This is a genomic window from Mycoplana sp. BE70, from assembly GCF_031455855.1.
In the GTDB taxonomy this organism is placed as follows: Bacteria; Pseudomonadota; Alphaproteobacteria; order Rhizobiales; family Rhizobiaceae; genus Mycoplana.
Genome location: NZ_JAVDTM010000011.1, coordinates 125,827 through 151,966, shown reverse-complemented (window position 1 = coordinate 151,966; position 26,140 = coordinate 125,827). Strand labels below are relative to the sequence as shown.

At 57.5% G+C, this 26,140-nt stretch carries 21 protein-coding genes; 4 read left to right on the top strand and 17 right to left on the bottom strand.

Going from position 1 to position 26,140, the window contains the following annotated elements:
- Positions 1–188: 188 nt before the first annotated feature.
- The 11 genes from J2Y48_RS20200 to J2Y48_RS20150 all read right to left on the bottom strand — a co-directional run bounded on the left by J2Y48_RS20200 (position 189) and on the right by J2Y48_RS20150 (position 11,785).
- Positions 189–938: a 2-oxo acid dehydrogenase subunit E2 gene (locus tag J2Y48_RS20200; protein WP_310421561.1), complete on the bottom strand. Its 750-nt coding sequence runs from the start codon at positions 936–938 to the stop codon at positions 189–191.
- A 98-nt stretch (positions 939–1,036) separates the two neighbouring features.
- Positions 1,037–2,389 carry an aspartate aminotransferase family protein gene (locus J2Y48_RS20195; protein ID WP_310421559.1) on the bottom strand — a complete coding sequence of 451 codons (1,353 nt, stop codon included), beginning with the start codon at positions 2,387–2,389 and terminating at the stop codon, positions 1,037–1,039.
- Complete coding sequence (locus tag J2Y48_RS20190; RefSeq protein ID WP_310421557.1) at positions 2,389–3,369, bottom strand: transketolase C-terminal domain-containing protein; 981 nt, start codon at positions 3,367–3,369, stop codon at positions 2,389–2,391. Before J2Y48_RS20190 ends, J2Y48_RS20195 begins: the two co-directional genes overlap by 1 nt.
- A complete protein-coding gene (locus J2Y48_RS20185) occupies positions 3,366–4,340 on the bottom strand; it encodes a thiamine pyrophosphate-dependent dehydrogenase E1 component subunit alpha (RefSeq protein ID WP_310421555.1) in 975 nt (324 codons plus the stop codon). The genes J2Y48_RS20190 and J2Y48_RS20185 overlap by 4 nt, the downstream gene beginning before the upstream one ends.
- 68 nt (positions 4,341–4,408) lie before the next feature.
- The gene (locus J2Y48_RS20180; RefSeq protein ID WP_310421553.1) at positions 4,409–4,651 is read right to left on the bottom strand and encodes a biotin/lipoyl-containing protein; all 243 of its coding nucleotides are present in this window, start codon (positions 4,649–4,651) and stop codon (positions 4,409–4,411) included.
- 142 nt (positions 4,652–4,793) lie between these two features.
- Positions 4,794–5,624: an ATP-binding cassette domain-containing protein gene (locus tag J2Y48_RS20175; protein WP_310421551.1), complete on the bottom strand. Its 831-nt coding sequence runs from the start codon at positions 5,622–5,624 to the stop codon at positions 4,794–4,796.
- The gene (locus J2Y48_RS20170) at positions 5,605–6,549 is read right to left on the bottom strand and encodes an ABC transporter permease subunit (RefSeq protein WP_310421549.1); all 945 of its coding nucleotides are present in this window, start codon (positions 6,547–6,549) and stop codon (positions 5,605–5,607) included. Before J2Y48_RS20170 ends, J2Y48_RS20175 begins: the two co-directional genes overlap by 20 nt.
- A gap of 16 nt (positions 6,550–6,565) precedes the next feature.
- Positions 6,566–7,540 (bottom strand): ABC transporter substrate-binding protein, encoded by a 975-nt coding sequence (locus J2Y48_RS20165; protein ID WP_310421547.1) that lies wholly within the window; start codon positions 7,538–7,540, stop codon positions 6,566–6,568.
- Between the two features lie 340 nt (positions 7,541–7,880).
- Positions 7,881–8,993, bottom strand: coding sequence for a histidinol-phosphate transaminase (gene hisC, locus J2Y48_RS20160; protein ID WP_310421545.1), 1,113 nt, complete (start codon positions 8,991–8,993; stop codon positions 7,881–7,883).
- 660 nt (positions 8,994–9,653) lie between these two features.
- Entirely contained in the window at positions 9,654–10,148 is a 495-nt protein-coding gene (locus tag J2Y48_RS20155; protein WP_310421543.1) for an N-acetyltransferase, read from the bottom strand.
- Between the two features lie 233 nt (positions 10,149–10,381).
- A complete protein-coding gene (locus J2Y48_RS20150; RefSeq protein WP_310421541.1) occupies positions 10,382–11,785 on the bottom strand; it encodes a short-chain fatty acyl-CoA regulator family protein in 1,404 nt (467 codons plus the stop codon).
- 125 nt (positions 11,786–11,910) lie between these two features.
- On the opposite strand from J2Y48_RS20150, the gene J2Y48_RS20145 reads away from it, so the two are divergent.
- The 3 genes from J2Y48_RS20145 (at position 11,911) to J2Y48_RS20135 (ending at position 15,635) form a co-directional block, all read left to right on the top strand.
- Complete coding sequence (locus J2Y48_RS20145) at positions 11,911–13,503, top strand: isocitrate lyase (protein WP_310421539.1); 1,593 nt, start codon at positions 11,911–11,913, stop codon at positions 13,501–13,503.
- Positions 13,504–13,684: 181 nt separating this feature from the next.
- Positions 13,685–14,971 (top strand): citrate synthase, encoded by a 1,287-nt coding sequence (gene gltA, locus J2Y48_RS20140; protein ID WP_310421537.1) that lies wholly within the window; start codon positions 13,685–13,687, stop codon positions 14,969–14,971.
- A 154-nt stretch (positions 14,972–15,125) separates the two neighbouring features.
- Positions 15,126–15,635, top strand: coding sequence for a UPF0262 family protein (locus J2Y48_RS20135; RefSeq protein WP_310421535.1), 510 nt, complete (start codon positions 15,126–15,128; stop codon positions 15,633–15,635).
- Positions 15,636–15,929: 294 nt separating this feature from the next.
- Here J2Y48_RS20135 and J2Y48_RS20130 read toward each other — a convergent pair whose 3' ends face one another.
- Positions 15,930–16,088, bottom strand: a complete 159-nt coding sequence (locus tag J2Y48_RS20130) for a hypothetical protein (protein ID WP_310421533.1) — start codon at positions 16,086–16,088, stop codon at positions 15,930–15,932.
- 604 nt (positions 16,089–16,692) lie between these two features.
- Between J2Y48_RS20130 and J2Y48_RS20125 the strand changes: the two genes are divergently transcribed.
- Entirely contained in the window at positions 16,693–17,628 is a 936-nt protein-coding gene (locus J2Y48_RS20125) for a HEPN domain-containing protein (RefSeq protein WP_310421531.1), read from the top strand.
- 474 nt (positions 17,629–18,102) lie between these two features.
- Here the strand turns inward: J2Y48_RS20125 and J2Y48_RS20120 are convergent, their stop codons facing one another.
- Genes J2Y48_RS20120 through J2Y48_RS20100 form a run of 5 tightly spaced genes read right to left on the bottom strand, consistent with a single transcriptional unit; the run spans position 18,103 to position 26,138 of the window.
- Positions 18,103–21,141, bottom strand: a complete 3,039-nt coding sequence (locus tag J2Y48_RS20120; RefSeq protein WP_310421529.1) for a type I restriction endonuclease — start codon at positions 21,139–21,141, stop codon at positions 18,103–18,105.
- A 9-nt stretch (positions 21,142–21,150) separates the two neighbouring features.
- The gene (locus J2Y48_RS20115) at positions 21,151–21,744 is read right to left on the bottom strand and encodes a hypothetical protein (RefSeq protein WP_310421527.1); all 594 of its coding nucleotides are present in this window, start codon (positions 21,742–21,744) and stop codon (positions 21,151–21,153) included.
- Position 21,745: 1 nt separating this feature from the next.
- The gene (locus J2Y48_RS20110; RefSeq protein ID WP_310421525.1) at positions 21,746–23,041 is read right to left on the bottom strand and encodes a restriction endonuclease subunit S; all 1,296 of its coding nucleotides are present in this window, start codon (positions 23,039–23,041) and stop codon (positions 21,746–21,748) included.
- Positions 23,041–23,952 (bottom strand): GIY-YIG nuclease family protein, encoded by a 912-nt coding sequence (locus tag J2Y48_RS20105; protein ID WP_310421523.1) that lies wholly within the window; start codon positions 23,950–23,952, stop codon positions 23,041–23,043. Before J2Y48_RS20105 ends, J2Y48_RS20110 begins: the two co-directional genes overlap by 1 nt.
- Complete coding sequence (locus tag J2Y48_RS20100) at positions 23,949–26,138, bottom strand: class I SAM-dependent DNA methyltransferase (RefSeq protein ID WP_310421521.1); 2,190 nt, start codon at positions 26,136–26,138, stop codon at positions 23,949–23,951. Before J2Y48_RS20100 ends, J2Y48_RS20105 begins: the two co-directional genes overlap by 4 nt.
- Between the last annotated feature and the right edge of the window lie 2 nt (positions 26,139–26,140).

Here is a 26,140-nt window from a genome sequence, read left to right as displayed (position 1 = left end):
TCGGCGCGATCCGTTCGGTGGCGAAGCGGCGCACGGTCTCCCGTAGCGCCTCGATGTCCTCGCCGAGCCCGAAGCTCATTCCGGCTGTATACATGAATTTCTCCTCAAACGTGATGGGGTAACCTTGACGGCCGTCGGCGTCGGCGGACCTGACTTTCTCCACACCGGGGAAATGTAGGGCCTCGACGTTAGGTCCGATCGTCCTCCAGCAGGGCCTCCGGCGATTGCAGACATTCCGCGAGCGCTGCCATGAACTCGCTCGCGGGAAGGCCGCTGATGATGCGATGATCGAAGCTCAGGCTCGCACCCATCAGCTTGCCGATGGCGAGACGGCCGTCTCGGACGACCGCCGCATCGCGCATGCGTCCGAGCGCCAGAATACCGCATTGCGGGTGGTTCACGAGCGGCGTCTGCCACAGCGTTCCGGGGACGCTGCCGACGTTGGACAGGGTGAACGTGCCACCGCGAACATCGGCGAGCGCCATCTTTCCGCACACCGCATTCTGAGCCAGCCTGTTTGCTTCGTTCGCGAGGGCCACGACCGAGAGCGTATCGACATCGCGGATGACCGGCACGACCAGGTTGCCGTCTGGCAGCGCGACCGCCATGCCGATGTTGATCTCACCCAGAACCTGGATCTCGCCCTCCGCGATCGTGGCATTGAGCAGCGGAAAGCGGCGCAATGTCATCGCAACGGCTTTGATCAAAACATGCGTGAAGGTGATTTTCGTTCCAGTTTCGACCGAGAGCGCGTCCAGCCTGGCTGCCTTCAACGCCACCAGCGCATCGACGTCGATATCGGCAAAGACGCTGACGGAGGGAACCTGTTGATGGCTCGTCATCATGTGGTCGGCGACGGCTCGTTTCATCGCAACGAGCGGGATCGTCTCCCTGATCCGCACGCCCTGCTTTGATTTCAAACCTGATTCCGTGGTCATATGGCTCTCCCGAGGACACGGAGCCGTGGGCCGGGAACGGACGGATCCATTCCCCGGTGCGACTGTCCCGAACTGCTGTTGCTTGGTTCGCAGCCGCCTTACAGCGACTGCTGCACCTTGATGATCGACGCCTTGACGATGTCGATGATTTCGCCGAGATCGCTTTCACCGCAGATGAACGGCGGTGCCAGGTTGATGTGATCGCCGTTCACGCCGTCGATCCCACCTTTGCCGGCACCGACAATAAGGCCGTTCGTGAAGCAGGTATCGGCGATCTTGCCGGACACGTTGGCACTCGGCGCAAAGGGTTTGCGTGTCGCCTTGTCCTCGACGAACTCGATGCCCATGAAGAAGCCCTTGCCGCGCACGTCGCCGACGATGTCGAGCTCATAGAGCTCCTGTGCCCTCTCGAAGAAATAGCTGCCCAGCTGGGCGACGCGATCTACCAGTTTGTGGTCCTCGATGTACTTGAGAACCGCGCTGCCCACGGCGCAAGACAGCGGATTGCCGCCGAAAGTGTAGCCGTGCGAGAAACCGCGGCCCGTACGGAATGGCTCGAACACCTTTTCCGCCACGATCACGGCGCCGAGCGGCGAGTAGCCACTGCTCAACCCCTTGCCGGTGCAGATAATATCCGGCACCACGCCCCAGTGATTGATGCCGAAATTCCTGCCAGTGCGGCCGAAACCGGTTATCACCTCATCCACGATCATCAGGATGTCGTAGCGGTCGCAAATTTCGCGGATGACCTTGAAGTAACCGTCCGGAGCGGTGAGTGCGCCACCAGCGGCACCAACGATCGGCTCGGCGATGAACGCGGCAATATTTTCCGGCCCTTCGCGCTTGATGATCGCCTCAAGGTCATGAGCGCACGGCATGTTGCAGCTCGGATACTCACGCTCGAAGGGACAATGATAACAATTGCAGGCCGCGATCTTGGGCAGGTCCTTCAGCAGCGGCGCAAACAGATCGCGGCGCGAACGCATGCCCGTCATGGACAGCGAGCCGAGCGTGTTACCGTGGAAGCTGCTCCAACGGGACACCACCTTGTACTTCGAGACGTTGCCCTTTTCCAGGTGATACTGTCGGACCAGCTTCAACGCCGTTTCGGTGGCTTCCGAGCCGCCGGAACACATGAAGATTTTCGTCATTCCGGGAGGCGCGAACTTCGCGATCCGCTCGGTCAGCTCCATGTGCGGCTGGTTCTTCCAGTGGAAGGGGTGGGCGAAGCAGACCTTGTCCATCTGCCGCATTGCCGCTTCCTTGATCTCGGGAACGCCATGGCCGATGCTGACGACGCCGACGCCGCCCATACCGTCGATGTAGCGCTTGCCGTCGATGTCGTAGCAATAGATGCCCTCCGCCCGATCGACCACCGGATTGACCGAGCCGGCGCTGCGGAAGAAAATGTGATTGTCCGTGGGTATGACTTGATCGTTGGCGCTATGCATCACTTTGGCTCCATCACTCGGCGGACCGTTTCAACAATGGTTTGGACACCCGGCATCGCCGCGCGGGTGAGCGGCATGGCGAACGGCCGCGGCGTGTTCTGCAAGCCGGCTCGGGCGATCCGGAGTGGAGCATCGCCGCCCAGTTCTTCGGCGACGGTCGCCGCCAGATCGGAGAGTGGATCGCCGGTCTTCCATGTCTCCGAGATGACCACCAGGCGGCGTGTCCTGGCGACTGCGGAAAGGACCGTATCGACATCCATCGGCACGATCGTCCGCGGATCGATGACCTCGACGGATATTCCTTGCTGCTGCAATTGTTCGGCGGCCTTGAGGGCCTGCTGCACCATCAGGGCCGTTGCGACGAGTGTGACGTCAGTCCCCTGGCGCTTGATGTCGGCCTTGCCGAGCGGGATGACATGGTCTTCGTCCGGAACCTCTTGGCGCGAGCCATGGTAGATGCCCATATGTTCAAAGAAGACGACCGGATTGTTGTCGCGGATCGCCGCCTTCATCAGCCCCTTGGCATCGCGCGGACAGGAAGGCATGACGACCTTGATTCCGGGAGTGCTCGCTACCCAGGCCTGATAGTCCTCCGAATGGCCGCGGTGCGGCCCGGCGCCGAAGAGCACGCGCACTACCAGCGGCACGCAGGTCTGCCCGTCCGACTTGTACCACATTGCCGCCGCGTCGCAGGCGAGCGGCGTCACCGTCAGGCCCAGAAACTCGGCAAACATGATCTGCACGATCGGCCGCATGCCACCGATGGCGGCACCGATGCCGGCCCCCATCATCGCGCCTTCGCTGATCGGCGTCTCGATGATGCGCGCCGGTCCGAAGCGTTCGCCCAGGCCTTTGGCCGAGTGCATCGCGCCATTGTAGACCGGGCCGATGTCCTGCCCGAGGTGAAAGACCCGGAGATCGCGGTCCATTTCTTCGGCGATGCCGGCAACGACGGCTTCCTGGAAAGTAAGGTTGCTCATTTCGCATTCTCCCCCAGCCCGTCATTGCAGTAGAGGTCGTCAGGTCCAAGTACATCGAGATCCGGGTCCGGATCGTTTTGCGCCTCGGCAATCGCCGCCGAAATCTCCTCGACCACGGATCTTTCGATTTCTGCGATCTGGATCTCGTTCAACGCGCCGCGCGACAGCAGCCGCGCCTTGATCCTGTCCAGCGGATCCTTCTTCAGCCATGCCTCGCGTTCCTCGGCCGGCTGATAGCTGTTGGCATCGGCGCTATAGTGACCGCTGATCCGATAGGTCAGTGCATCGATGAGCGTCGGCCCCTCGCCGGCCCGTGCCCGTGCAACCGCCATCTGTACCGCCTGATGGACCGCGACGACGTCGTTGCCGTCGACCTGGACGCCGGGAATGCCGTAGCCCAAGGCGCGATTGGCCACCGAAGCGCCCTTGATGGCGTATTCGGTACGGGTCGACATTGCATAGCCGTTGTTGTGGCAGACATAGACGACCGGCAGTGCCAGACAGGCCGCGAGATTAATGCTCTCGTGAAAAGCCCCGAGGTTGCTGGTTCCCTCGCCGAAACTGGTCACCACGACTCCCTTGTTACCTTTCATCTTGGTAGAGAGCCCGATGCCCGTTGCGATACTCATCGGGTTACCGAGCACTCCCGAGAACATGCCGAGCGTGTTGAATTTCAGCGGCAGGCAGATATCGCCGCGAACGCGTCCGCGGGAATAGGACGTTGCTTTGCCAAGTACACCGGCAACCAGCCGACGGATTTCGGCGCCCCGCATATGCGCGGCCAGCAGGGCGCCGCGATAATGCGGCGCAATGTAGTCATCGTCGCTGAGGCCGAAAAACGACCCAACGACCACCGCTTCCTCGCCTACACCGGGATGGAACCCGGGCAGTTTGGTCATCTGGCGCTCAAGTTCGCGACCCTTGGCCACCAGGTAGTAGAGCGAGATCAATGTATTGTCTTCAGATATCACAACAGCACTCCTCCGTACTGTGATCGCAACTGGCATGAACAGGATGCCGGCGGGTCTCCTCGCCGTGCCTACTCGGCGGCCTCGAAGCGGGCAACCACAGTGCCCGGCGCAACCTCTTCCTCGGCCCGACAAACGATCTCGACCAAACGACCGGTGATGTCGCTTTCGACCTCGATGTTCACTTTCTCGCTCATCACTTCGAGCAGGACTTCGCCCGGGCTAACCATGTCGCCCACATTCTTGCACCAGGTAATGATGGTCGCCGCGGGCACTTCGGGGCCCAGCTCAGGTAGTGGAAAATCTACAATCATCAGTAATGTCCTATTCGGCATCGATTGCTGCGGAGGGGTTCAGCAGGCCACGCTGATTTCGGCAGCTAAGGTCAGTATTCCGCTCCCCTTTCGCAGCAAGGGAGCGAGATTGGTGAAGTCCCTGAGACGCTATCGACAGCTCCTAAGCGAGAACCGCGCTGTCGGGCAGCGTTTCGCCGGTCAGTTTCTCGAAACGGGAAAGGAGGCCGGGAACAGTCAGGCCGGCTTTCTCCTCCTGGTCGAGATCCATGGCGATTTTGCCGCGGTGCATCAGGATCAGCCGGTCGGAATGCTTGATGGCGTGGTTCATGTCATGGGTGACCATCAGCGTTGCGATCCGCCGGCTGCGCACGATCGCCTCGGTTTGCTCCATCACCACCCGCGCCCTTGTCGGATCGAGGGCCGACGTGTGCTCGTCGAGCAGCAGAAGTCCCGGATCGCGCGACGTTGCCATGGCGACGGAGACGGCCTGTCTCTGACCGCCAGAAAGCGTGCCGGCCAACGCATCGAGCCTGTCCTCCAATCCCATAGAGAACGGCTTGAGGGCTGCGTGCGCGATATCCCGCACGCGTGGGCCCGCCGCGCGCTTCAGATTGAAACTACGGCTCTTGCCGGCGTCGGCTAGCGCGAAGTTCTCCGCAATCGTCAGCGCCGAGAACACGTTGTGCTCTGGGTTTTGCCGCACGACCGCTACACGCCCGGTACGCTGCCAGGACGGAAGATCAGTAACGTCTTCTCCCGCGACGAAGATCTGTCCGGAATCCGGCAGCAGGCTGCCGGCAACCATCGACAGCAAAGTCGACTTTCCCGACCCGTTTGACCCGACCAGCGCGACGATCGTGCCCGGAGCAACGATGAGGTTGATATTGTCGGCCGCCGTGACAACCTCGTTGCGGCCATATCCCTTGAACCGCTTTTGACAGTCTTTGACTTCCAGGGCCGGAACAGACACATCACGTGATGTTGACGACACGGTCATTCTCCAAATATTCGAGGCGGTCGCGGGCATTCTTCTTGGCGGCGGCCGTGCCCGGCACAGCGAACAATCCGAGGCCGTGGCTGCGGAGCGCTACGATAGCGAAGACGACAACGGCCGTGACCAGCTTCACAAAGTAGGGCGGCAGGCCAAGCTTCAGCGCCAGGGTGACCACAACGCGATAGACCAGGATGCCTAGGATGACGCCGGCAATCGAGGGGATGATACGTGGCGTCTTGAATACGCTCATGCCGATCATCAAGGCAGCGAGACCGACGACGATCACACCGGTCTGTATCGACACGTCCATGAAGCCCTGGCTCTGGACCACAAGCGCACCGGACATCGCTGCCAATCCATTGGCGATGATCAGACCGGCAATCTGACGGGCTTCCGTACGGATACCGATGCAGCGTGCCGTCTGAATGTTGAGACCAGCGGCCCGCAACGATAGTCCATAGTTCGTGTGCAAGAACCAGATCAGTAGTGCCGCGACGGTCGCCGACGCTGCCGCCCCGACCAGGATGGCCGCCCACTGTGTAGATAATCCGAAGCCCTCCACCCAGGTGAAGATCGTCGGCTCATTAAGGAGCGAGATATTGCCCGCCCCCATGATCGCAAGGCTCACCGACCAAGCCGCGGTTGTCATCAGAATACCAGCCAGCAGTACGTTCATCTTGAGATAGACGTGCAGGAGCCCGGTTATGAGACCGGCAAGGCAACCGCTTGCCATGCCGATCATCAATGCGGAGGCAGGGTCGAGGCCTGCCACCAGAAGGACTGCGGTCGTGGCGCCACCAATCCCGAATGACCCTTCAAGTGTCAGGTCCGGCAGACTCATGACGTTGAGGGCAAAATAGATCCCCAGCGCAAGCGGGCCATAGATCAGCCCGACCTGCGCGCCTATCAGCAGGATGCTCAAGGTATTTTCTCCAGACTCAGTAGGTGCGCGTCGCGCGGGTCATAACCTCGGCAGGGATTTCAAGCCCCAGTTTCTTGGCCTGCCCGACGTTGATCTCAAACCCGGCGGCACTCGGCACGACAACCGGAATAGTCGCCGGGTCCGCGCCGGCAAGAACTTTCGACACCGTTTGCGCGGCCAGGCTGCCCACTTCGACATAGCTGTAGGAACCCGACAGGAGCGCGCCTTGACTGACGGCTTCGCTGAGCGAGCCGAAGACCGGGACCTTCGCGTCGTTGGCAACCTTAATGATGCCGGCAATGCCGCTCATAGTGGTAGAATCCCCTGGAAGCTGGATCGCATCGACCTTGCCGATCAACGACTGGGCGGCCTGGGTGGTTTCGCCGGCGTTTGCGATTGCCGCGATGACCGGCGTCAGACCCCGCTTTTCCATATGGGCGATCGATCGCTTGGCGAGGAAATCGCCAGCAGGATCGCCAGCCTTGTAGATCAGACCCACCGACTTCATCTGCGGAAGCACCTTCGTCATCGCGTCGATGTCCGCCTCCACGGGCGCCGGATCAGCTACCCCGGTAAAGTTGAAACCCGGCTGCTCGAAGGACGTCACCAGTCCCGCCTCAATCGGCGTGGACGACCCAACGAAGACAACCGGAATCGTGGATGTAAGCTTGCGGAAAACCTGTGCGCCGGGAGTGGAAATTGCGACGATCACATCGCATTCATCGCTGATGAAACCCTGTGCCAGGGTCTGCTGGGTGGCCGCATCACCTTCCGGGTTCTGGATCACCAGGCTCTCGGTCGAAATGCCCTCCTTGCCCAGCCCTTCCTTCAAACCATTAATAATGTCATCGATCACGGTCGCTGTGGCGTACTGGTTGACGCAGATTTTCGGCGCGGCAGCGTTGGCAATGGTGACCGCCGCAGTGTTGCTCATCAATATGATGGCGAGGGACATGGTTGAGCCCAGAAGGCTCGGCAGACGCAAGTTCATTCTCTCCTCCTACTTCGGCCTCGCTGGCCGGCTCCCACTCTCTCTCTGGCCCGGGGGAACACGCCCCTGCGAGCTCGGTCGGACTACCCGCTCCTGCTCTTCCTCCGCATGAGCGTTTCCGTCATCCCTCTAGATGGGATGTATTCCTGTTTATTGGGACAATATTTTCGTGTCAAGTAGCCGAATCCATCAGATTCCGCTTACCTCGATGTGTCTTTGGGACAGAGTGAGTTGCGCCGTGAGGGGACACCTGCAACGGAACCAACTTTAAGCATGCACACAGAGGCGTGCCACAGGCGTTTGCGGCGCCGCGCAACATTTGCTGCGCGGCGAAAAAGACTCATGTGTTGGAACAAAGCTCTCCGATCGCATTTATGAACTGATCATTTTCGGCCTCGGACCCTATGCTGACTCGTATAAAGGCCTCATAGCCTTCCTGCTTCCAGGGCTTCGTAATGACGCCATGCGCCAACAGGGCTTCGGAAAATGCGTGGGCCGGCTTCCCGCAATCGAAGAACAGGAAGTTGCCGCATGACGGTGCGACAACGAAGTGCCGGCCTTCAAGAAAGGCGCGGACGCGCTCACGCTCGCGCACAGCGAGGCTTACGACCGCTTCCAGATGATCGTCGTCAGCGAGCGCGGCAAGCGCCGCGGCTTGCGCGAAAGCATTTGCATTGAACGGCGTTCGAACGCGATCCAGAAGATCAGTCAAGCCGGCGCTGCTGGTCAGCCCATAGCCTATTCTGAGGCCGGCAAGTCCATAGGCTTTGGAGAACGTTCTAAGGACTACCCAATTCAGATCGAACGCCTTCAGGAGTGCCAGTGCATCCGGACAGCTGCTTCCACGTGCGTACTCCGCATAGGCTTCATCGATGACAACGAGCGCTCCCCGAGGAACGGATGCTAGAATTTCGGTAAGCCCGTCACCGTCGAGCCAACTACCCACTGGATTCATCGGATTCGCCACGATCAGCATGCGGCAAGGTTCCCTCAGCGCGCGCTTCATCGACGGTATGTCGAAATTCAGCCTTTCGTCGACCGCAACGCGGGCCACTGTCGCCCCCTGCACTGTGGCATAATCTTCATGCAGCGGAAATGACGGATAGGGCGTTACAATCCGGTCGCCCGACCTCAAAACCGCGCGGCTGATCACCGACAGCAGATCTTCGGAACCATTTCCCAGTATTACCCGATCGGCAGCCATTCCAAATCTGCCTCCGATCGCCTCGCGCAACGTGCGCCCCGCCGGGTCCGGATATAGCCGCATCAGATCCGACGTCGGCGCCAAGGCCTGTGCTACCTTTGGCGATGGACCAAGCGGGCTTTCATTGGACCCCAGTTTGGCAATGGCCGTAACGGCGTAGCGTTCGCGCACCTCGCCGGTGGTCAGTCCCGCATTGTATTTACCCAAGGAATGTACTTCCGGGCGCACAACATCCAAGCATACAGTCATCGATTATCCCTCTCTTGAATTTTATGTATATACATAAAACCTTCCCGAGAAAGCAGTCAAGCGGGTTGGCAAGCGCTCAGGCTTTTGCAGGAGAGAACGACGGGTATGAAGAGACCGGATATGCCAGCTACAATGCGATTGCTCCCCGTTCCAGATCATCGCACATGCCGTCTGGCTGCGTGTCCGCTTCCCGCATAGCCCGCGCAGGGTCAAGGAATGCTTCTGGAGCGTGCTATCACGGTCACCTACGAAACAATCCGGCGTTGGGGCGAAAACTTCGGGCCGGCCTACGCGCGATGCATACACCGCAAGCAGCCATGCCGCGATTTGGTATCTCGATGAGATGCGTACCGCCCTTTGCCGGTAAAGACGCACTGGCTTGGCGTGCCTTTGATCGGGCGGATAAGTCTTCGACGAGCACCAGGCGATTGCTGACGCGCACCCTACAGAAGCGGGGTACAAAGACGGATGATCACGGATAAGCTGCGCTCGTACGGCGCGGCGAAACGTCAAGTAAATACCCCCGGATCGAGCATCGCTTTCACAAGGGGTTGAATAACCGAGCCGAGAGTTCCGCTGCGAAAGTGGGAAACAAATCACCCATCACGGTCTCCTGTCGGAGACCAAATTCATCGGTCTTGAGCCTAGCCCTCAAAAAAGTCAGAACCAGTGGATCAGATGAATGTCTTCCGGCTCGAGTGAAACCAGTGTCTTATCCGGTAGCGCCACCGTTTTTGCACCCTTACGCAGGTAGAACTCCACCGTCCGCCGGGTTGGCGTTGAAGAGATATAAAATCCGGCAGCCCCCAAACGCACGGCCGCATCCATGCACCACTGATAAAGGAGCACAGCCAGTTTTTTGCCACGCCAATCGTGGCTTACATGCAAAAATGCAAGCTGACGCAGATTTGGATAATCGCCCACCGGACGCGCATCAACCACGCTAGCTGCCACGAGATGTTCTCGAGCAAAAGCGCCTAGAAAGATCCCTCCATGATCAAAACAATCGAGCAAGATAGGTGTGTATAGCTCCGGCTCCCCATCTGGCCATCCCCGTGTATTGTAGAATTGTGGCCGCAGGCTTAACCTGCCATCCGCCATCTGATAGATTTCCTCGACGATTTCCCGCCGTTCAATCCGCCAGACCAGTTCCACTTCGCTTCGCTCCAGCGGCCGGACCGTGATTGTATGCATATTGGGTGCTTTCTGAGTCAACTCAATTGGTACGAATGCGGGACTGGTGGAACATTGACCTGCCATGGAACTTCATCCAGCGGCGACTAGAGCCCCGGGCCGACGGATGATGGGGGCCAGGACAAAATCGACGTGCCGGAGAAGGAGGTTCTTTCAGCACTGGAAAGTGACCACGTAAAGGTCTTCCATGAGCCTCACGCGTCAGAGAAACCAAACGGCGCTTCGGGTCGGCGGAAATTATCAGCAAGAATTTGGCGCCCGATCGGCGGCTCGGAACGTGAAGTACAGCCAGTCCGGTGGCAGAGCTGGCAGGCAATCCCAATCGGAGTTGGCAAATCGGCTTGAGGGTGACCCCGGCTGTACACAAGACGATCGGCATATTGCGCTTCGCAGACGACAGCGATCGCCCGATCCACGGTTGCAAGTCCATACCCTCCGCCGCCGGCGTGGACGGTCCGCGCAATTGAAAAAAAGCGCTGACCGTCCGGCAACTCCAACCACTGCGTGACAACCTTTCTCGGCGTTGCGAAGACGCCATGCACGTTCCACAAAGGACACCCCCCTCCATGACGTGCGAACGGAAAGGCGCCACTGTTTAGCCGTTTCGATACGTTTCCCGCGACGTCGACCTTAATGAAGAAGAATGGAATCCGCTCCTGCCCCGCCTTCTGAAGCGTCGTCAGCCGGTGAGCGGTCTGTTCGAAACTGACGCTAAATTGCCGAGCAAGAACGTCGATATCGTACTGCCGGTTTTCGACTGCCTTGGCAAATGCCGCATATGGCATAACGATTGCTGCAGCCGCATATGCAGCGATGGCCCGGTGCGCCAGACGGGTCGCGTTCTGATTGTCAAAGTTGCCGTCGTCGACGATCGCTTGGATATCCTGATCCAATTCAAGATAGGCAAGTTGCTGCGCCATCTGAAAATTTTGGCTGGACTGATCGAGAGCCTCGCTCAACAATAGTTCTTTTCGATGCAAATCTAGTCGCCTTAAGGATCCAACCATCACGTCCGGCGGTAATCGGCGCACCTTAAGATTGTGCTGCGTCTTGAGATAGGCTGACAGTCCGCCGGCGTCTCCAATCTTTGCCGACAATCTTTCAGACGCGGCATCGAGGACGGGGAAGAAGTTGCGACGAGCCGCTAAGAAACTTCGGACAGCCGGGATCGGATCACCGGCAATTCCCTCCCCTCCCAGTGAGGAATGCTGCCGCTTGTCCGCCAGCGCAAATTGCTCTTCCTTGTATGCAGTATGAAGCCTCAGCATCGCCTCGACGAAAGCCGGAAAGCTGTGCGCGACGTCAGCGACTTCGAGAGCTCCGAACTCTATATCGCTGAGGATTGGATCCTTAACGGCTGCCTGCAATCGCGTGACAAGATCAGGACCGGTTTCGTTGGCTAAATCCGAGAAATCGATTTTGTAGGCCTTGGCGAGCCGGAGCAGCGTTTCAGCCGTAACCGGCCGCTGATTACCCTCCATCAGCGCAACATAAGACGGCGAAATATCCAGATCCGCAGCCATCTCGGCCTGGGTCAGACCCAAGTCTCGCCGAAGCCTGCGAAGACGCGGCCCCAAATAAACACCTTGCTTCTCCATTACAGCATTACAACATTACAAGGCGATCTTGTAAAGTTTGACAAGATGACATCGACGTCTCTCGATTTCAATCGCCTTGCGTCTATGGTTTTCCGCAGCGCAGCAACGCGACCTACGGAGACCCCATGTCGTATCAAATTATTGCAGAAGAAGTCCAAAAGCTGATCTCAACCAATCCCAACTGGACCGGCGTTACCGCAGAAGCAGTCGCTCGCATGCGCCTGCAGAACCGCTTCCAGACCGGTCTTGATATCGCGAAATATACCGCTGCGATCATGCGTAAAGACATGGCAGCATATGACCTCGATCCCGCGAACTACACGCAGTCGCTCGGATGCTGGCATGGCTTTATCGGCCAACAAAAAATCATCTCGATCAAGAAGCACTTCGGCAATACCGACCGTCGTTATCTCTATCTCTCGGGCTGGATGGTCGCCGCCCTGCGGTCGGAGTTTGGTCCCCTTCCGGATCAGTCCATGCATGAGAAGACAAGCGTTCCGGCACTGATTGAAGAACTGTACACGTTCCTCCGTCAGGCAGACGCCCGCGAACTCGGCATGCTGTTCCGCGAAATAGATAAGGCACGGGCTGCGGGCGACGCGGTTCGCGAACGCCAACTGCAACACTCGGTCGATACCTTCCAGACCCATGTGGTGCCGATTATCGCGGATATCGATGCCGGCTTCGGCAACGCGGAAGCGACCTACCTTCTGGCCAAGAAGATGATCGAAGCAGGTGCATGCGCACTGCAGATCGAAAATCAGGTCTCCGACGAAAAGCAGTGCGGCCACCAGGATGGCAAGGTGACGGTCCCACACGAGGACTTCGTCGCGAAAATCCGCGCCCTTCGCTATGCCTTCCTTGAGCTCGGCGTCGATGACGGCATCATAGTAGCCCGCACCGACTCCCTAGGCGCTGGCCTGACCAAGCAGATCGCGTTCTCGGCAAAGGAAGGCGATATTGGCGACCAATACAACGCCTTCCTCGACTGTGAGGAAGTCGCTCCGGGTGCTGCGACCAATGGCGACGTCCTCATCACTCGCGGTGGCAAGATCCTCAAGCCCAGGCGGCTGCGCTCAAATCTTTTCCAGTTCCGCGAAGGTACTGGCGCCGATCGATGCGTCCTCGACTGCATCAACGCCCTGCAAAACGGCGCCGATCTCCTCTGGATCGAAACCGAAAAGCCGCATATCGAACAGATTGCCGGAATGGTCGACAGAGTACGTAAAGTCATTCCGAATGCAAAGCTCGTCTACAACAACTCGCCATCGTTCAACTGGACCTTGAATTTCCGCCAGCAGGTATTCGACGCCTGGCAAGAACAAGGTAAGGACGTCTCAAGCTACGAGCGCAGCAAGCTCATGAGCGCTGACTATGACGCTTCGGACCTGGCCATTGAAGCTGACGAGCGCATCCGCACATTCCAGCGCGAAGCAGCTAAGCGGGCTGGCATCTTCCACCACCTCATCACTTTACCGACCTATCACACGGCGGCCCTTTCTACCGACAATCTCGCGAAGGACTATTTCGGCGAACAGGGAATGCTCGGCTATGTGGCTGGCGTTCAGCGCAAGGAGATCCGCCAGGGCATCGCTTGCGTCAAACATCAGAACATGGCCGGCTCCGACATCGGTGACGACCATAAGGATTACTTCTCCGGCGAGGCTGCCCTGAAGGCAGGCGGCGAGCACAACACGATGAACCAATTTGCAGCCTGAACAAAACGGCGGCACTCAATTAGGGGAGAGGGCGTCCTGCGCCCCCCCGTGAGCGATAACTATGTTGGAAGCAGTATCACGATCTACCATGCGGATGAGAGATCGACGGCGGAACCTCAATTTGCCAATCGGCCTCGCTGAAGCTGCCTATGGAAGCTCAGCTCACTAGTAGGGAAAAATCATGCGTGAGAGTGCGCTAGTTGCAGCCGCGGGCCAAAGTGTGAAATTGGCGATCCGGTCAGGGACGATCGGTCCGTCGGTCGCCGATATCGGCACGCTCTACAAGCAGACCGGCTTGTTCACCTACGATCCGGGCTTCACCTCGACCGCCTCGTGCGAGTCCAAGATCACATACATCGATGGCGACGAGGGTGTGCTGCTGCATCGCGGCTACCCGATCGAGCAGCTTGCCGAGTACGGCGATTTCCTCGAAGTGTGCTACCTGCTGCTTTACGGCGATCTGCCGACCAAGGTCCAAAAGGACGATTTCGACTGCCGCGTTACCCATCACACAATGGTCCATGAACAGATGTCGCGGTTCTTCACCGGCTTCCGCCGCGATGCGCATCCGATGGCGGTGATGTGCGGCTGTGTCGGCGCGCTGTCGGCCTTCTACCACGACACCACCGACATCACCGATCCGCACCAACGCATGGTTGCGTCGCTGCGCATGATCGCCAAGATGCCGACGATCGCGGCGATGGCCTACAAGTACCACATCGGCCAGCCCTTCGTTTATCCGAAGAATGACCTCGACTACGCGTCGAACTTCCTGCGCATGTGCTTTGCCGTGCCGTGCGAGGAATACGCCGTCAATCAGGTCCTGTCGCGCGCGATGGACCGCATCTTCATCCTGCACGCCGACCATGAGCAGAACGCGTCGACGTCGACGGTACGTCTCGCCGGCTCGTCGGGCGCCAACCCGTTTGCCTGCATTGCCGCCGGCATCGCCTGCCTCTGGGGCCCGGCGCACGGCGGCGCAAACGAAGCTGCGCTCAACATGCTCGCCGAGATTGGCACGGTCGATCGCATTCCGGAATTCGTCGCCCGCGCCAAGGACAAGAACGACCCGTTCCGTCTGATGGGCTTCGGTCACCGCGTCTACAAAAACTACGACCCGCGCGCCCGCATCATGCAGAAGACGACGCACGAGGTCCTCGGCGAGCTCGGCATCAAGGACGATCCGATGCTGGAAGTGGCCATGGAACTCGAGCGCATTGCGCTCACCGATGAATACTTCATCGAAAAGAAGCTCTACCCGAACATCGACTTCTACTCCGGAATCACGCTGAAGGCGCTCGGCTTCCCCACCACGATGTTCACCGTGCTGTTCGCCCTGGCCCGCACCATCGGCTGGATCGCCCAGTGGAACGAGATGATCGAGGACCCGGAACAGCGCATCGGCCGCCCGCGCCAGCTCTACATCGGCGCCCGTCCAAGGGACTACCTGCTTTGCTCGGAGCGCTGACCGAAACAGCTCTGGCGGATTGTTATCTCTGTTCTGGAGAGGAGGAGAGTACCCCAAAATGCCCGACTGATTTTTCTCGCACCGCAGAACCAGAACACACTACGGCGCAAGGTTTGAAACGCACCGCCCCGTATCGCAAGTTCGGACAAAATTCGTGATCGCATCGAGCCAAGCTGCACCGAGGGCAGCGAACTCCCATCGTCTCTGTGCTATTGAGGTCGAGCATGATGACATCGTCCTCAACCAGGCTGTTGAGCGGGAGCAATCCATCGCGATCGCCGATCTGCTTGAGAGCAATTGCTTCGAGCTGGTCGGGCAACGGGGCGGGCCATATAGGCTGACGCTTTCAACTCGAGGCTCCAGACTTGCACTTCACATTGCGACGCGCGACGAGGTATTCGTTTCTTCGCACATCATTTCGTTCACGCCGCTTAAGCGGATTATCCGCGACTATGTGACGATATGTGAAACGCATTTCCGTGCGGCAGCGGAGTTTGATCGCTACCGGCTTGAAACTGTCGATATGGCGCGAAGAGCGATTCATGACGAAGGATCTGAACTTCTAAAGGAGCGGCTGTCGGGAAGGGTTAACATTGATCAGGATACCGCCCGACGTCTGTTTACCATAATTGTTGCCCCATTTACCGTTGGAATCTTCGGATGACATTTGCGCATCCGAGGATGGCGTTGACAGGTTGATAAGGTCAAATGCTTCAGGGAGGTAGTCCGTTTCAAATGTTCGGATAAGCCGGCCCCTCGCCACCTTGTCTTCTCATGGCCCAGCGTGGCCGCGTCGTAGGTGACAACCGTGTTTGCTCCAACCTGTGCCGCCGCGGCAATAATTACGTCGAAGTTCATAAAGAGGCTTGTTGCCACTTCCATAACATCACCAACGCCTGCTCCAGCGGCAAAGTCTTCTACAGCGTCGAGCCCAAAGCCCGATTTGAATACGAAAACGTCATCCGTCGCCGCCACGCATCGTGTCGGCACCCGCCTCACGGTTCAGCGTATCATCACCTGAGCGACCGCTAAGAATGTTATTGCCGCTGTTGCCGATGAGGACGTTGTTGCCGGTGCCGCTGATGTTGCCGGTCCCGGTAAGGGTCAGGTTCTCCACCGTGCCCAGCAGCTTGCTCGACGCGACGGCGGCGCGGTGGACAAGTTGCAGGTAGCAGACTTGACGCGCATATTCAGCGTTACACTGGCGTCCGTGCGTCTATCGGTGTGCGATGCGGAAACTCCTGTTCTGCGCCCCCGCCCACTGAACGTAATGCAGCCAAACAAGCCCTTATGGCGGCTCTGGCAATGCGTGGACCAGCGCTTGAAATGAAGAGCACCGGAGAAATCAGCATAGCGCCGCCAAAGGCGGGATTTCGGGCGTTCTCGACACGTCACGGGCGGTTAAAAGGCCAGCCGCGGGAGCCTCAGCATAGCGCCCGCAGGGGAGGCGGATCCGACTGGCCCCGCACGGGGCGTTCCGCATATCCCCAGAATTCCGAGTGAATTAGTCGGCCGTCGCCAGGATGTCCGGCAATTTGCGGTTCTACGTCGCTGCCGCCGATACGGATGGGCGCGAGGATTGGACGACTGGATTTTCCCGCCGCCCCTACCACGGGGGAATCTCACTGGCAGACCAAGTTGGACTGCATAATCCTCTAATTGTGGACGTCATTCTTCTCGCCTAAAAGCTTCAGGTGCGCAATCACACTGGAAACGCTACGATGGATGCGATTCACACCGAAGGCTTCGACGCTGCTTTGACCCTGACCGATCATATTGAGCATCTGCCGGACAGGAAGCGCCGCGAGCTCGCCCGCATTGTCGAAATCCTGTTTGCCGAGGTCGAGCAATTCCAGGCGACCAAGCTGTCCGGCAAGCGAAGCGGTGGCAAGATCCTGAAGGTGATCCTCTACGGGTCCTACGCCCGTGGTGATTGGGTTGAGGACCGTTTGAGCGGCTATCGTTCAGATTATGACCTTCTGATCGTGGTCAGCACCAAGTCCTTTGCCGATGAGAGCGACCTGTGGGAAGGCATCGAAGAACGACTGCTAAAGGAGCAGATTGCCCACCGCATCGAGACACCGGTCGTCCCGATCGTGCACACCTTACAGGACGTCAACGACCAGCTCGCCCGCGGCCGACCCTTCTTCGTCGACATCGCCAAAGACGGGATCGTGCTCTACGAGGAAGGCGGTCATCCCCTCGCGAGACCGAAGCTATTGACAGCAGAGGAGCAGCGAGACGAGGCAGAAAGGCATTTTGAAGATTGGTTCAAGCTGTCACAAGAAGCGTTGCGATTTGCTGAATTCGGATTATTGAACGGCATGTGGCGCGACGGAGCCTTCATGCTTCATCAAGCGACAGAGCGCGCCTATCATTGTGTGCTTCTCACCCTCACACTTTACAGTCCAAAGTCTCATCGCATCAAGGTCCTTCGGTCCCAGGCCGAAGGGATCGACAATCGACTGATTACCGCCTGGCCGCGCGACAACCGCTTTTCACGTCGCTGTTTTGAGCTGCTGTCACGCGCCTATGTGGAAGCGCGCTACTCGTCGAAATATGCGATCAGCAACGAGGAACTCACCTGGCTTGTTGAGCGGGTAAAGGTTCTGCAGGCTCTCGTTGACACCATCTGCCGCGAACGCCTTTCAGTGTAGGATTCTCGCTTCTAAGGAGCCCACCTGTGAAATTTGTCACCTGTACGGCAGTTCCCTTCGATCCATTATGCGATCTTTTTGGCCCAAAGGGTGAACATCACAGCAACAAGGCTTGCAGGGCTCGTCGAAGCACTGACAACCGCATTGGTCGTATCGTACGGGCGAATGTTCACGGGTTCGGATGGAACAACGAAACTGAAGCAGAGTAAAATCCCCGGAGACCTTCGCGCCACCCACAAAGAGCTCATGGAGTTGCGGCGCATCATGGGGCGCACCCTTCAATGAGTTCGAAGGTGACCCTTATACCGGAGAGTAACGGCGTCGTCCTCAACCATCAAATGCAGATAGGATTTTGGGTCGGCGCCGCAAAGAACTGGGCGCCGTTGTTCGCGAGGCTGAGGGAGTTCATCTACGATGATGACAACGATCTGCTTCGCCACATCTCGGAAAAGTCTTCTGGCATGCGCAAAAATTCTACTTCTTCAGCCGGTCGTAGACCTCTTTTAGCAAGTGTTCTCCGGCAACATCCCGGAATTTGGGATTATTCATTAACTTGGAGAATATTGCCTCATTGCCCTCCATGCGTTCGATGAAGAGGCTTTCGAGCATCTTGTCGAACACGATTGCGAAGTTCTCCATAGTGTTTACCTCCGCAGCAGCTTTTAGAGTTTCGTCGCTCGTTGCGGCTTCGGCAACCTGTTCAAAAAATAGCCTGTCAGCTTCGGTGAATTTCGTTCCAAATCGCTCATTCAGGCGGTCGATCAGTGCAGAAAGGGCAACGTTGTCCTCTTTCGTCGATTTCGTTCCAACCTCGGTCGGCCCCTTCAGAGGTTCAGCATCGCCGTCAGCAAGGTCAATCGTACCCTCGCTCATTTTTTGAAGTCGGTAATATTGCAAGGCGACTTCTTCTTCGAGATCGAACCGTCCGCTGTCGTCGCGTCGCGGTAGCTTCTTCAAAAGGAACCTAACAAATACGTATAGCTTCTCAAGGCTCGTGTCCTGGTACGGAATGATTTGTGCGAGGAAAGCATATAGACGGCGATAGCTTTCAAGGTCTGCCTTGCACTCCTCCTGTGTTTTTTCATCAAGGCCCTTGAAGCGCTCGACCGAGGTGTCGATGATCGAGTTAAGCTCCTGATGTTCTGATGCAATCGTTTCGGATCGCGGACGAAACCAGACATTGCAGAACGCATCAACATCACCAGCGTCGAACAAGCGCCATTGCTCGACCTTGTGTTGAAGGTCGTAGAGCTGGTGAGGATCAGTCGCTTCCCCAGGTGGTGTGACTTCATAGTAGGGTTTGAAGGCCGTGAAGATTTCGTCGGGCTGATTCACAAAATCGAGTACGAACGTGTCTTCTTTTCCGGAGGTCGTTCTATTGAGGCGTGACAGGGTCTGAACGGCCTGAACGCCCGCGAGCCGCTTGTCGACATACATTGTGTGCAACAAGGGTTCATCGAACCCTGTCTGGTATTTGTCCGCGACGAGCAGCACCTTGAAATCGTCAGAGGCGAATTTCTCAGGCAATTCCCGTTCTTTTATGCCGCTATTCATGCTCACTTCAGTGAAGCTCACGCCCGGAACAGCTTCGTCTCTCACTTCGCCGGAGAACGCCACCAGAGACCGGATTTCATCATAGCCGTGCGCGTTTATGTATTCATCGAAGGCGCGCTTGTAACGCACGGCGTGAAGCCGAGATCCTGTCACCACCATAGCTTTCGCGCGTCCACCGATCTTATGACGGGTCGATGAGCGAAAGTGCTCGATAATGATCTCGACCTTCTGACCAATGTCGTAGGGATGGAGGGACACAAACCGACCAAGCGCCTTCGCAGCCTTGCGTTTTGGCACTTCGGGATCATTCTCGATCTGCCGGATTAGTCCGAAGAACCGCTTATAGGTCGTATAGTTCTGAAGAACGTCGAGAATGAAGCCTTCCTCAATCGCTTGACGCATTGAGTAGTGATGGAAGGGTGGTCGGTTCGTCGTTGGGCTCGGTTCGTTGAACAGGGCTTGCGTTTTGAATTTCGGAGTAGCGGTGAAAGCAAAGAAGCTGAGATTCGGCTGACGTGGCCGTTTCATCATTTCAGCGATCAATGCCTTCTTGGCATCCTCAGATAGGCCTTCTTCTTCGTCGAGATACTCCGAGGCGATGGCGTCTTCGATGCCGGACTTATTGAGGATTTTGCGCAGTTCCGTCGCAGTTTCACCAGATTGAGATGAGTGGGCCTCATCAACAATGACCGCGAAGCGTTTGCCCGTCGTATCCAACTCAACCGTCTCACCCTGCTTTCCCATCGAATCGATAGCGCGCGCCACAAAGGGAAATTTCTGGATCGTAGTAATGATGATCGGCACACCGCTCGAAAGCGCACGAGTCAGCTGTTTGGTGTCCTTGTCGATCTTCTGGACCACGCCTTGCTTATGCTCGAACTGATAAATTGTGTCCTGCAATTGCTGATCCAGCACCCGGCGGTCTGTCACCACGATGACCGAGTGGAAGACCTTGTCACTTCCGGTGCCATCGTGAAGGCTGGACAAGCGATGCGCGAGCCAGGCGATGGAGTTGGATTTTCCTGATCCCGCCGAGTGCTGAACAAGGTAGTTGTGTCCGGAGCCGTTGTCGCGCGCATGGGTGACGAGGCTGCGCACAGCATCAAGCTGGTGAAAGCGCGGAAAGATCATGGTCTCGCGCTTCTCGACCTTCACGCCTTTCGGCGTGACGCGACGGCGCTCTTGCACCTGCAGATGCAGAAAGCGCGCGAGAATATCCATCAGGCTGTCTGCCTTCAGGATGTCTTTCCAAAGATAGGCCGTTCGGTAGCCGTTCGAATCAGCCGGGTTTCCGGCGCGGTTTTGATCACCCTTGTTAAGGGGCAGGAAGAAGGTCGAACCACCCGCAAGCCGCGTCGTCATGTAGGCAAGGTCGGTATCCACGGCAAAATGGACGAGCGCGCGCTCCTTAAACCGGAACAACGGCTCATCGGGGTCGCGGTCATATTTGTACTGATTGATGGAGTGCTGAACGTTCTGACCGGTGAACTGGTTCTTCAACTCCAGCGTCACGAGCGGAAGGCCGTTGACCGCCAGCACCATGTCAATCGAATCCTGTGGGCGGCGCTCGCTGAAATGCACCTGGCGGATCACCGTCAGGCGGTTTCGTTCATAGCGGGCCTGCGCTTCGGGGTTCATGCCCGTGTTCGGCGCGAAATAGGCGATGTCGAAGGTCTTGCCGTAGCATTTAAAGCCTTTGCGCAGCACGTGCAGCGCGCCCTTGGTGCCAAGCTCACGCGACAGCGCCGAGAGCAGCGCATCTTCGGCTTTTGGTCCGTGCAGGTCCTTGATCGCTTGCCAGCGGGCCTCTTGCGTGCGCGCTATAAAGTCGATGATATCGCGCGGGAACAGGGCAAATAACGGATCGAAGGTTTTGGGATCACCCTTAAGATAACCGCCATCGGTGAGAAGTGAGGCTTCGATGGCATCTTCAAATCTTGCTTCGGTGTGTTTGTTCATCTGCGCCTCCTAAATCTCGTCAGCCATGTTGTTTTCGAGATCGCCGAGGGCGAGTCCATTCAGGGCGTCATAATGATAAAATCTAATGGCCGGATCGGCCCGTAAGTACTTGCCGTCTGCATCAAGATATGCAGCGGGATTTGTATTCGAGCTGAACACGAACTTCTGGACAAAGAGCGGGTGACTGTGCCCGAAGTAATGCTCCACAACGCGTTTCATGGAGCGCAGCCAGTTCGTCCCAGCGTCGAGCTGCGCCTTGATGCCGGTCTGGTCGATGCCGTTTGACTTGAACTCGATCAGATAGGCGTAAATGCCGAGCGACATACGATGAAAGACAACGAAATCGCACTTGCGTGCCCAAGGCTTGGCGTCGTCGTCGAGAAAGCGGAAGAGGCGTGGATCATCGCCCTTTTTTATGGGTTTTAGATCGAGATTGACCGAAAAGGCCTGTCCCTCAAATGGGAACGTCACGGTCAAAGGCTTCGGTACGCCGTCAATCTTTTCCTTGAGCGTCACCGAGCCGCTTTCCCCCCTGTCCTGAATGAAGTCTGGGTTTAGGCAAGCCTTGAGATGGCCATAATAAGCATCGGTCGTCAGCGCCATGTCAGGTCACCTCCAGCTCGCCGGTGACGGCTTTGGTGATGATGGCGGCGCGGTACTCCGTGAGTTGATCGATGGCGCTGCGGATCAGCGCCTCAGACTTGTCGATTTCAGCTAAGCCGTCATCAATTTTCGCGAGGATCGTGAATTGCTCCTCCCGTGGCGGAAGCGGCACGTTGACTTCCCGCCAGCTTTCACTCCGCAAGGCTTTTGTTCCGTGCGCGGACGTCTCCACGAGCGAAAGAATGTGACGGTCAATCCCTCGCAGGAAATAGGCAAGGAACTTTGGCGTTAGGCGATCGCCACAACGGAGCGCTTTCATATCCTGATTTACGGTCACTGCGACCGAGTTCACTGCAATCGGAAAGGTGTGCGCTAGGATCATGCCTCTAACGACGAACAGAACAGCGCCGGGATCGATCAGGCTGAGACTCGTTTCTTCAAGCGCCAGCTCCGTAACGTGGTCTTCGCTGTCGGCTATATCGAAGACTTTCATGTCTTTCGGCGAAACCCAGGGAATGTCGCCGCGCCAATAGTCGGCATTCGCCGTGGCCGGGGTCAGGCCACCTGAAACGGTTGTAAGGAACTTCAGTCGGAACGTTGAATCCCAATGCGCAGGGATGTCACCGAGCCAGTCGATGCCGCTGGATTTCATGGGAGCGGTGGGATCGAGGCCCTTGGTCACCGCGCGTGTGATCAGTGCCGAGCGCTTCTCCGCCAGCAGCCCCAGCAAATCCAGCTTCTTGGCGATCAGGTGATCGATTTCGGCGGTTTTATTTCGCAGAAAGGCATTGATCGCTCGCTGACGATCCTTCGAAGGGAAACCAATTTCGACATTCTTCAGTGCATAATGGCCCAGCCCGAAGCGAGTAACCCCACGCGCTTCAAGCTTGTAATGGTCGTTGATGGTGTGGGTTTGTGCAGCCCAGCAGAAGAACTCGCCATCGAGCTCATCGTCCAAAGGCTCGACCATGGCCAGGTGATAGCCGCAGACCACCTCAGGCATATCCTGTGACACGTAGGCGGGCACGGCGATGTCGTCCCAGCTTTCGCTGTCTTTAGTCATCAACACTTGGCCGCGCCTCAACCCGAAGCGGTTGAGTTCATGCAGTGTCACTGAGCCTGCCGATAGCTCCATGTCATCCGTGATCACGCGATTGTAGTAGACGTCCGTGTAATTGCAGAGGCGGACTGGGATCTCGTCATCGTGAACATGCTTGTCGACGTTGCTCGTCTTTACATCCGCGATGAACTTGAGCCGTCGATGGCCCCAACTTTCCGGATAGCGAACTTGCTTCATTAAACATGGCCCCCATCGGCATGCGCAAGCCGTTCCGCTTCCCAGTCCTTGTAGGTCTTGCCGCTGCCTTCGACCTTCCATTCGATAGTGCCGTTGGTAGGACGCCCATTCACGACAGCACCCGCAGCACTGGGGCTGGCAAAGGCAAAATTTTGGGTGAAGCGACAGAAGTGTCCCTCACGCACCAAGACCCCATTGTCCATCATGTCTTTGTGCAGTTTTGCGTAAGACGTGTGCTCGGTCCCGCGACCGCTCCAGTTGTCGCGCGCCGTGGAACCTTCCATAACGACGAATTCACCGTCCTCGATGATCGCGTGGGCATGCAGGCCATGCCTTCTTGTGATGAGTTCAAAGACTGGGGAGGGGGCTTCGCGCATATCCTCCCGGGTCAGCTTCGGGCGCTTGTTCTGCTTGAAGGCATCGACGCCGATGGCGGGCAGCACCATTAGAAGGTAGTCGAGAAAGCCTTCCATATTTGACCGCTCGGCCTCCTTCAGAGAAGGGCGCGCGGGCGTGTTGCCATTCTCCAGCGCGATGCGACCAATGCTCTTGGCTTCCTCAACAAGGCGTGATTCGAGATATTTGATATGCGCCTTGTTCAGCGTGTTTGCCTGGGAGGTGACGAGGATCACTTTGGTCCACCAATCCTTCTTTGCCTCGTGGCTTTTGATCCGGTCAGACATGTCCTCGCCCTCGCCGATATAGGCAAGGTCGGCCCCATCTTGTTCGCCGAAGAGGAGATACACGCCGGTATATTGCGCCTCACGACGGCGCATGGCTTCGGTGATCTGTGTGCGTGGCGTGACCAGCAAATGGCCGGTCCAGTTGAACACTTCCGCCGTCAACATGCCGTCCGGCTTGCCGCCGACGAAGTAGAGCTCGAGCGTCTGTCCCCGGCTCCCTTCGGTCATGACACGACCTTTTTCAGTTGGCCGAGGATGTCCTTTTCGAGGGCAGTGATATCAGCCTCAATCGCCTCCAGTTCGCGCGGCGGCTTGTAGACATAGAAATGCCGGTTGATCGGCATTTCATAGCCGACCTTGGTCTTGGAATGATCGATCCAGGCATCGCCGACATAAGGCCTCACTTCGCGCGCTAGATAGCCCTCGCAGTGATCGCGCACGAGGTCCAGCAGCTTGGTATTGTCGGCGTCGCGATCATAGCCGATGGGAAGCTTGGCGGGCGCGTTGTCTGGTAGTGGCACCAGCTCGACATCGCGCAGCTCTGCGTCTGGCTCAGGGTCGCCCTTGTTGTCTAGGCAGACATCGGCGGTCTGGTCGCGTTCGCTCAGTGCACTGATGAGGGCCTTGCGGACGTTGGCGGGAACCTTTGGCGTGACACCGGCGAGCACGCCTTCGAGATGATCGGTGAACGTATCGCGGTTCTTAAACAGCTTGTCGCTAGCGGCGGCTTGAAGTGCTGCAATGATGGCGGCCTGATGCGCTTCGCCCGCCGCGACTTCGGTCTTGTACTCCGCACTGCCGAACTTCTTCTTGCTCTTGGCAAGATTCTGGAATGCCGATTCATCCGCAACGCGCGCGATGCGTTCGGCGCTGATCTGGAAGTTTAAGCGCAGCGGTCGTTCTACCGTAACCTTTAGATAGCCGAAGTCACCATTGTCGAAGATCCGGCAGCAGACCCGATCTTCCCATTCTTCCTTGTCATCGTTCTTGACGAGTACGCGCGCGGTTGCGCCGTCCTGATAGTCACCATACAGGCGCACGATATCGGCAATCTGATCCGGGTCGCCCGCCTCGGTTCCAGCAATCCGGTTTCGCTTGTCCCCTTTGCTCTTTGTCATCTTCACGTAGTGACGCGAAGCATCGATGAGCTGTACCTTGCCGCGCCGGTGCTTAGGCTTGCGGTTCGAGACGATCCAGATGTAGGTGAGGATGCCTGTGTTGTAGAATAGCTGGTCGGGCAAGGCCACGATGGCATCGAGCCAGTCGTTTTCGATGATCCAGCGACGGATGTTGCTCTCGCTCGGGCCTGGATCGCCGTTGAATAGCGGAGAACCGTTAAAGACAATTGCGATCTTGGACCCTTCGCCGCCATGTTCCGGCGATGGGTGCATCTTCGATATCATGTGCATCAGGAAAAGGGTCGCGCCGTCACGGATCGCAGGTAGACCTGGTCCGAAGCGCCCTGCAAAGCCTAATTCGTCGTGTTCTTTCTTGACCACATCTTCTTGCGGCTTCCATTCGACACCAAAGGGTGGATTGGCGAGCATATAATGAAAGCGTCGACCATTATGTCCGTCGTTGGTTAGTGTGTCATCGAAGGCAATGTTGTCTACTGCTTCATCTTTGATCAGCATATCGGCGCAACAGATCGCCCAGCTTTCCGAATTGTATTCTTGCCCGAAAAGTTCGAGGTGCGCCTTATCGTTCTGGCTCTTGATCACATCCTCGGAAACCGAGAGCATGCCCCCGGTACCGCAAGTCGGATCGTAAATCGTCCGAACGATGCCCGGTTTCCAGACATCTTCTTCGTCAGTGTAGACCAGGTTCGCCATCAAGCGGATGACTTCACGCGGCGTAAAGTGGTCCCCAGCTTCTTCGTTTGCTTGTTCGTTAAATCGACGGACGAGCTCTTCGAAGACATCGCCCATGTCGGCATTGTCTAGATCATTAGGGTGGAGTTTGACCTTCGGATCGGTGAATTCCTTCACGATAAGGAAGAGTCGGTTCGACTTGTCGAGCTTCTCTATGTCCGTTTCAAACTCAAAACGCTCAAAGATGCGGCGCACATTCTCGGAAAAGCCATTAATGAAAGAATTTAAGTTCGCAGCGATGTTTGGCGGATCACCAAGCATCTTTTCGAAGGTGAATGGGCTGATGTTGTAGAGCGGTTGGCGGCGGCCTCTTGATGCTTTTCGCGCCAGAACCTTGTGAAGGACTTCGCCCTCCAGACCCTGAGCCTCTAGTCGTTCCAATTCAGCAATGACGTCGTCTTTGGTAGGCTGAAGTAGAAGATCAAGTCGCCTTAGAACTGTCATCGGCAACATCACTCTTCGGTACTGTGGAGGGCGATAAGGGCCGCGAAGCTTGTTCGCTATGTCGTAAACAAGATCAATTACTGCCTGCTTGTTAGCCACTA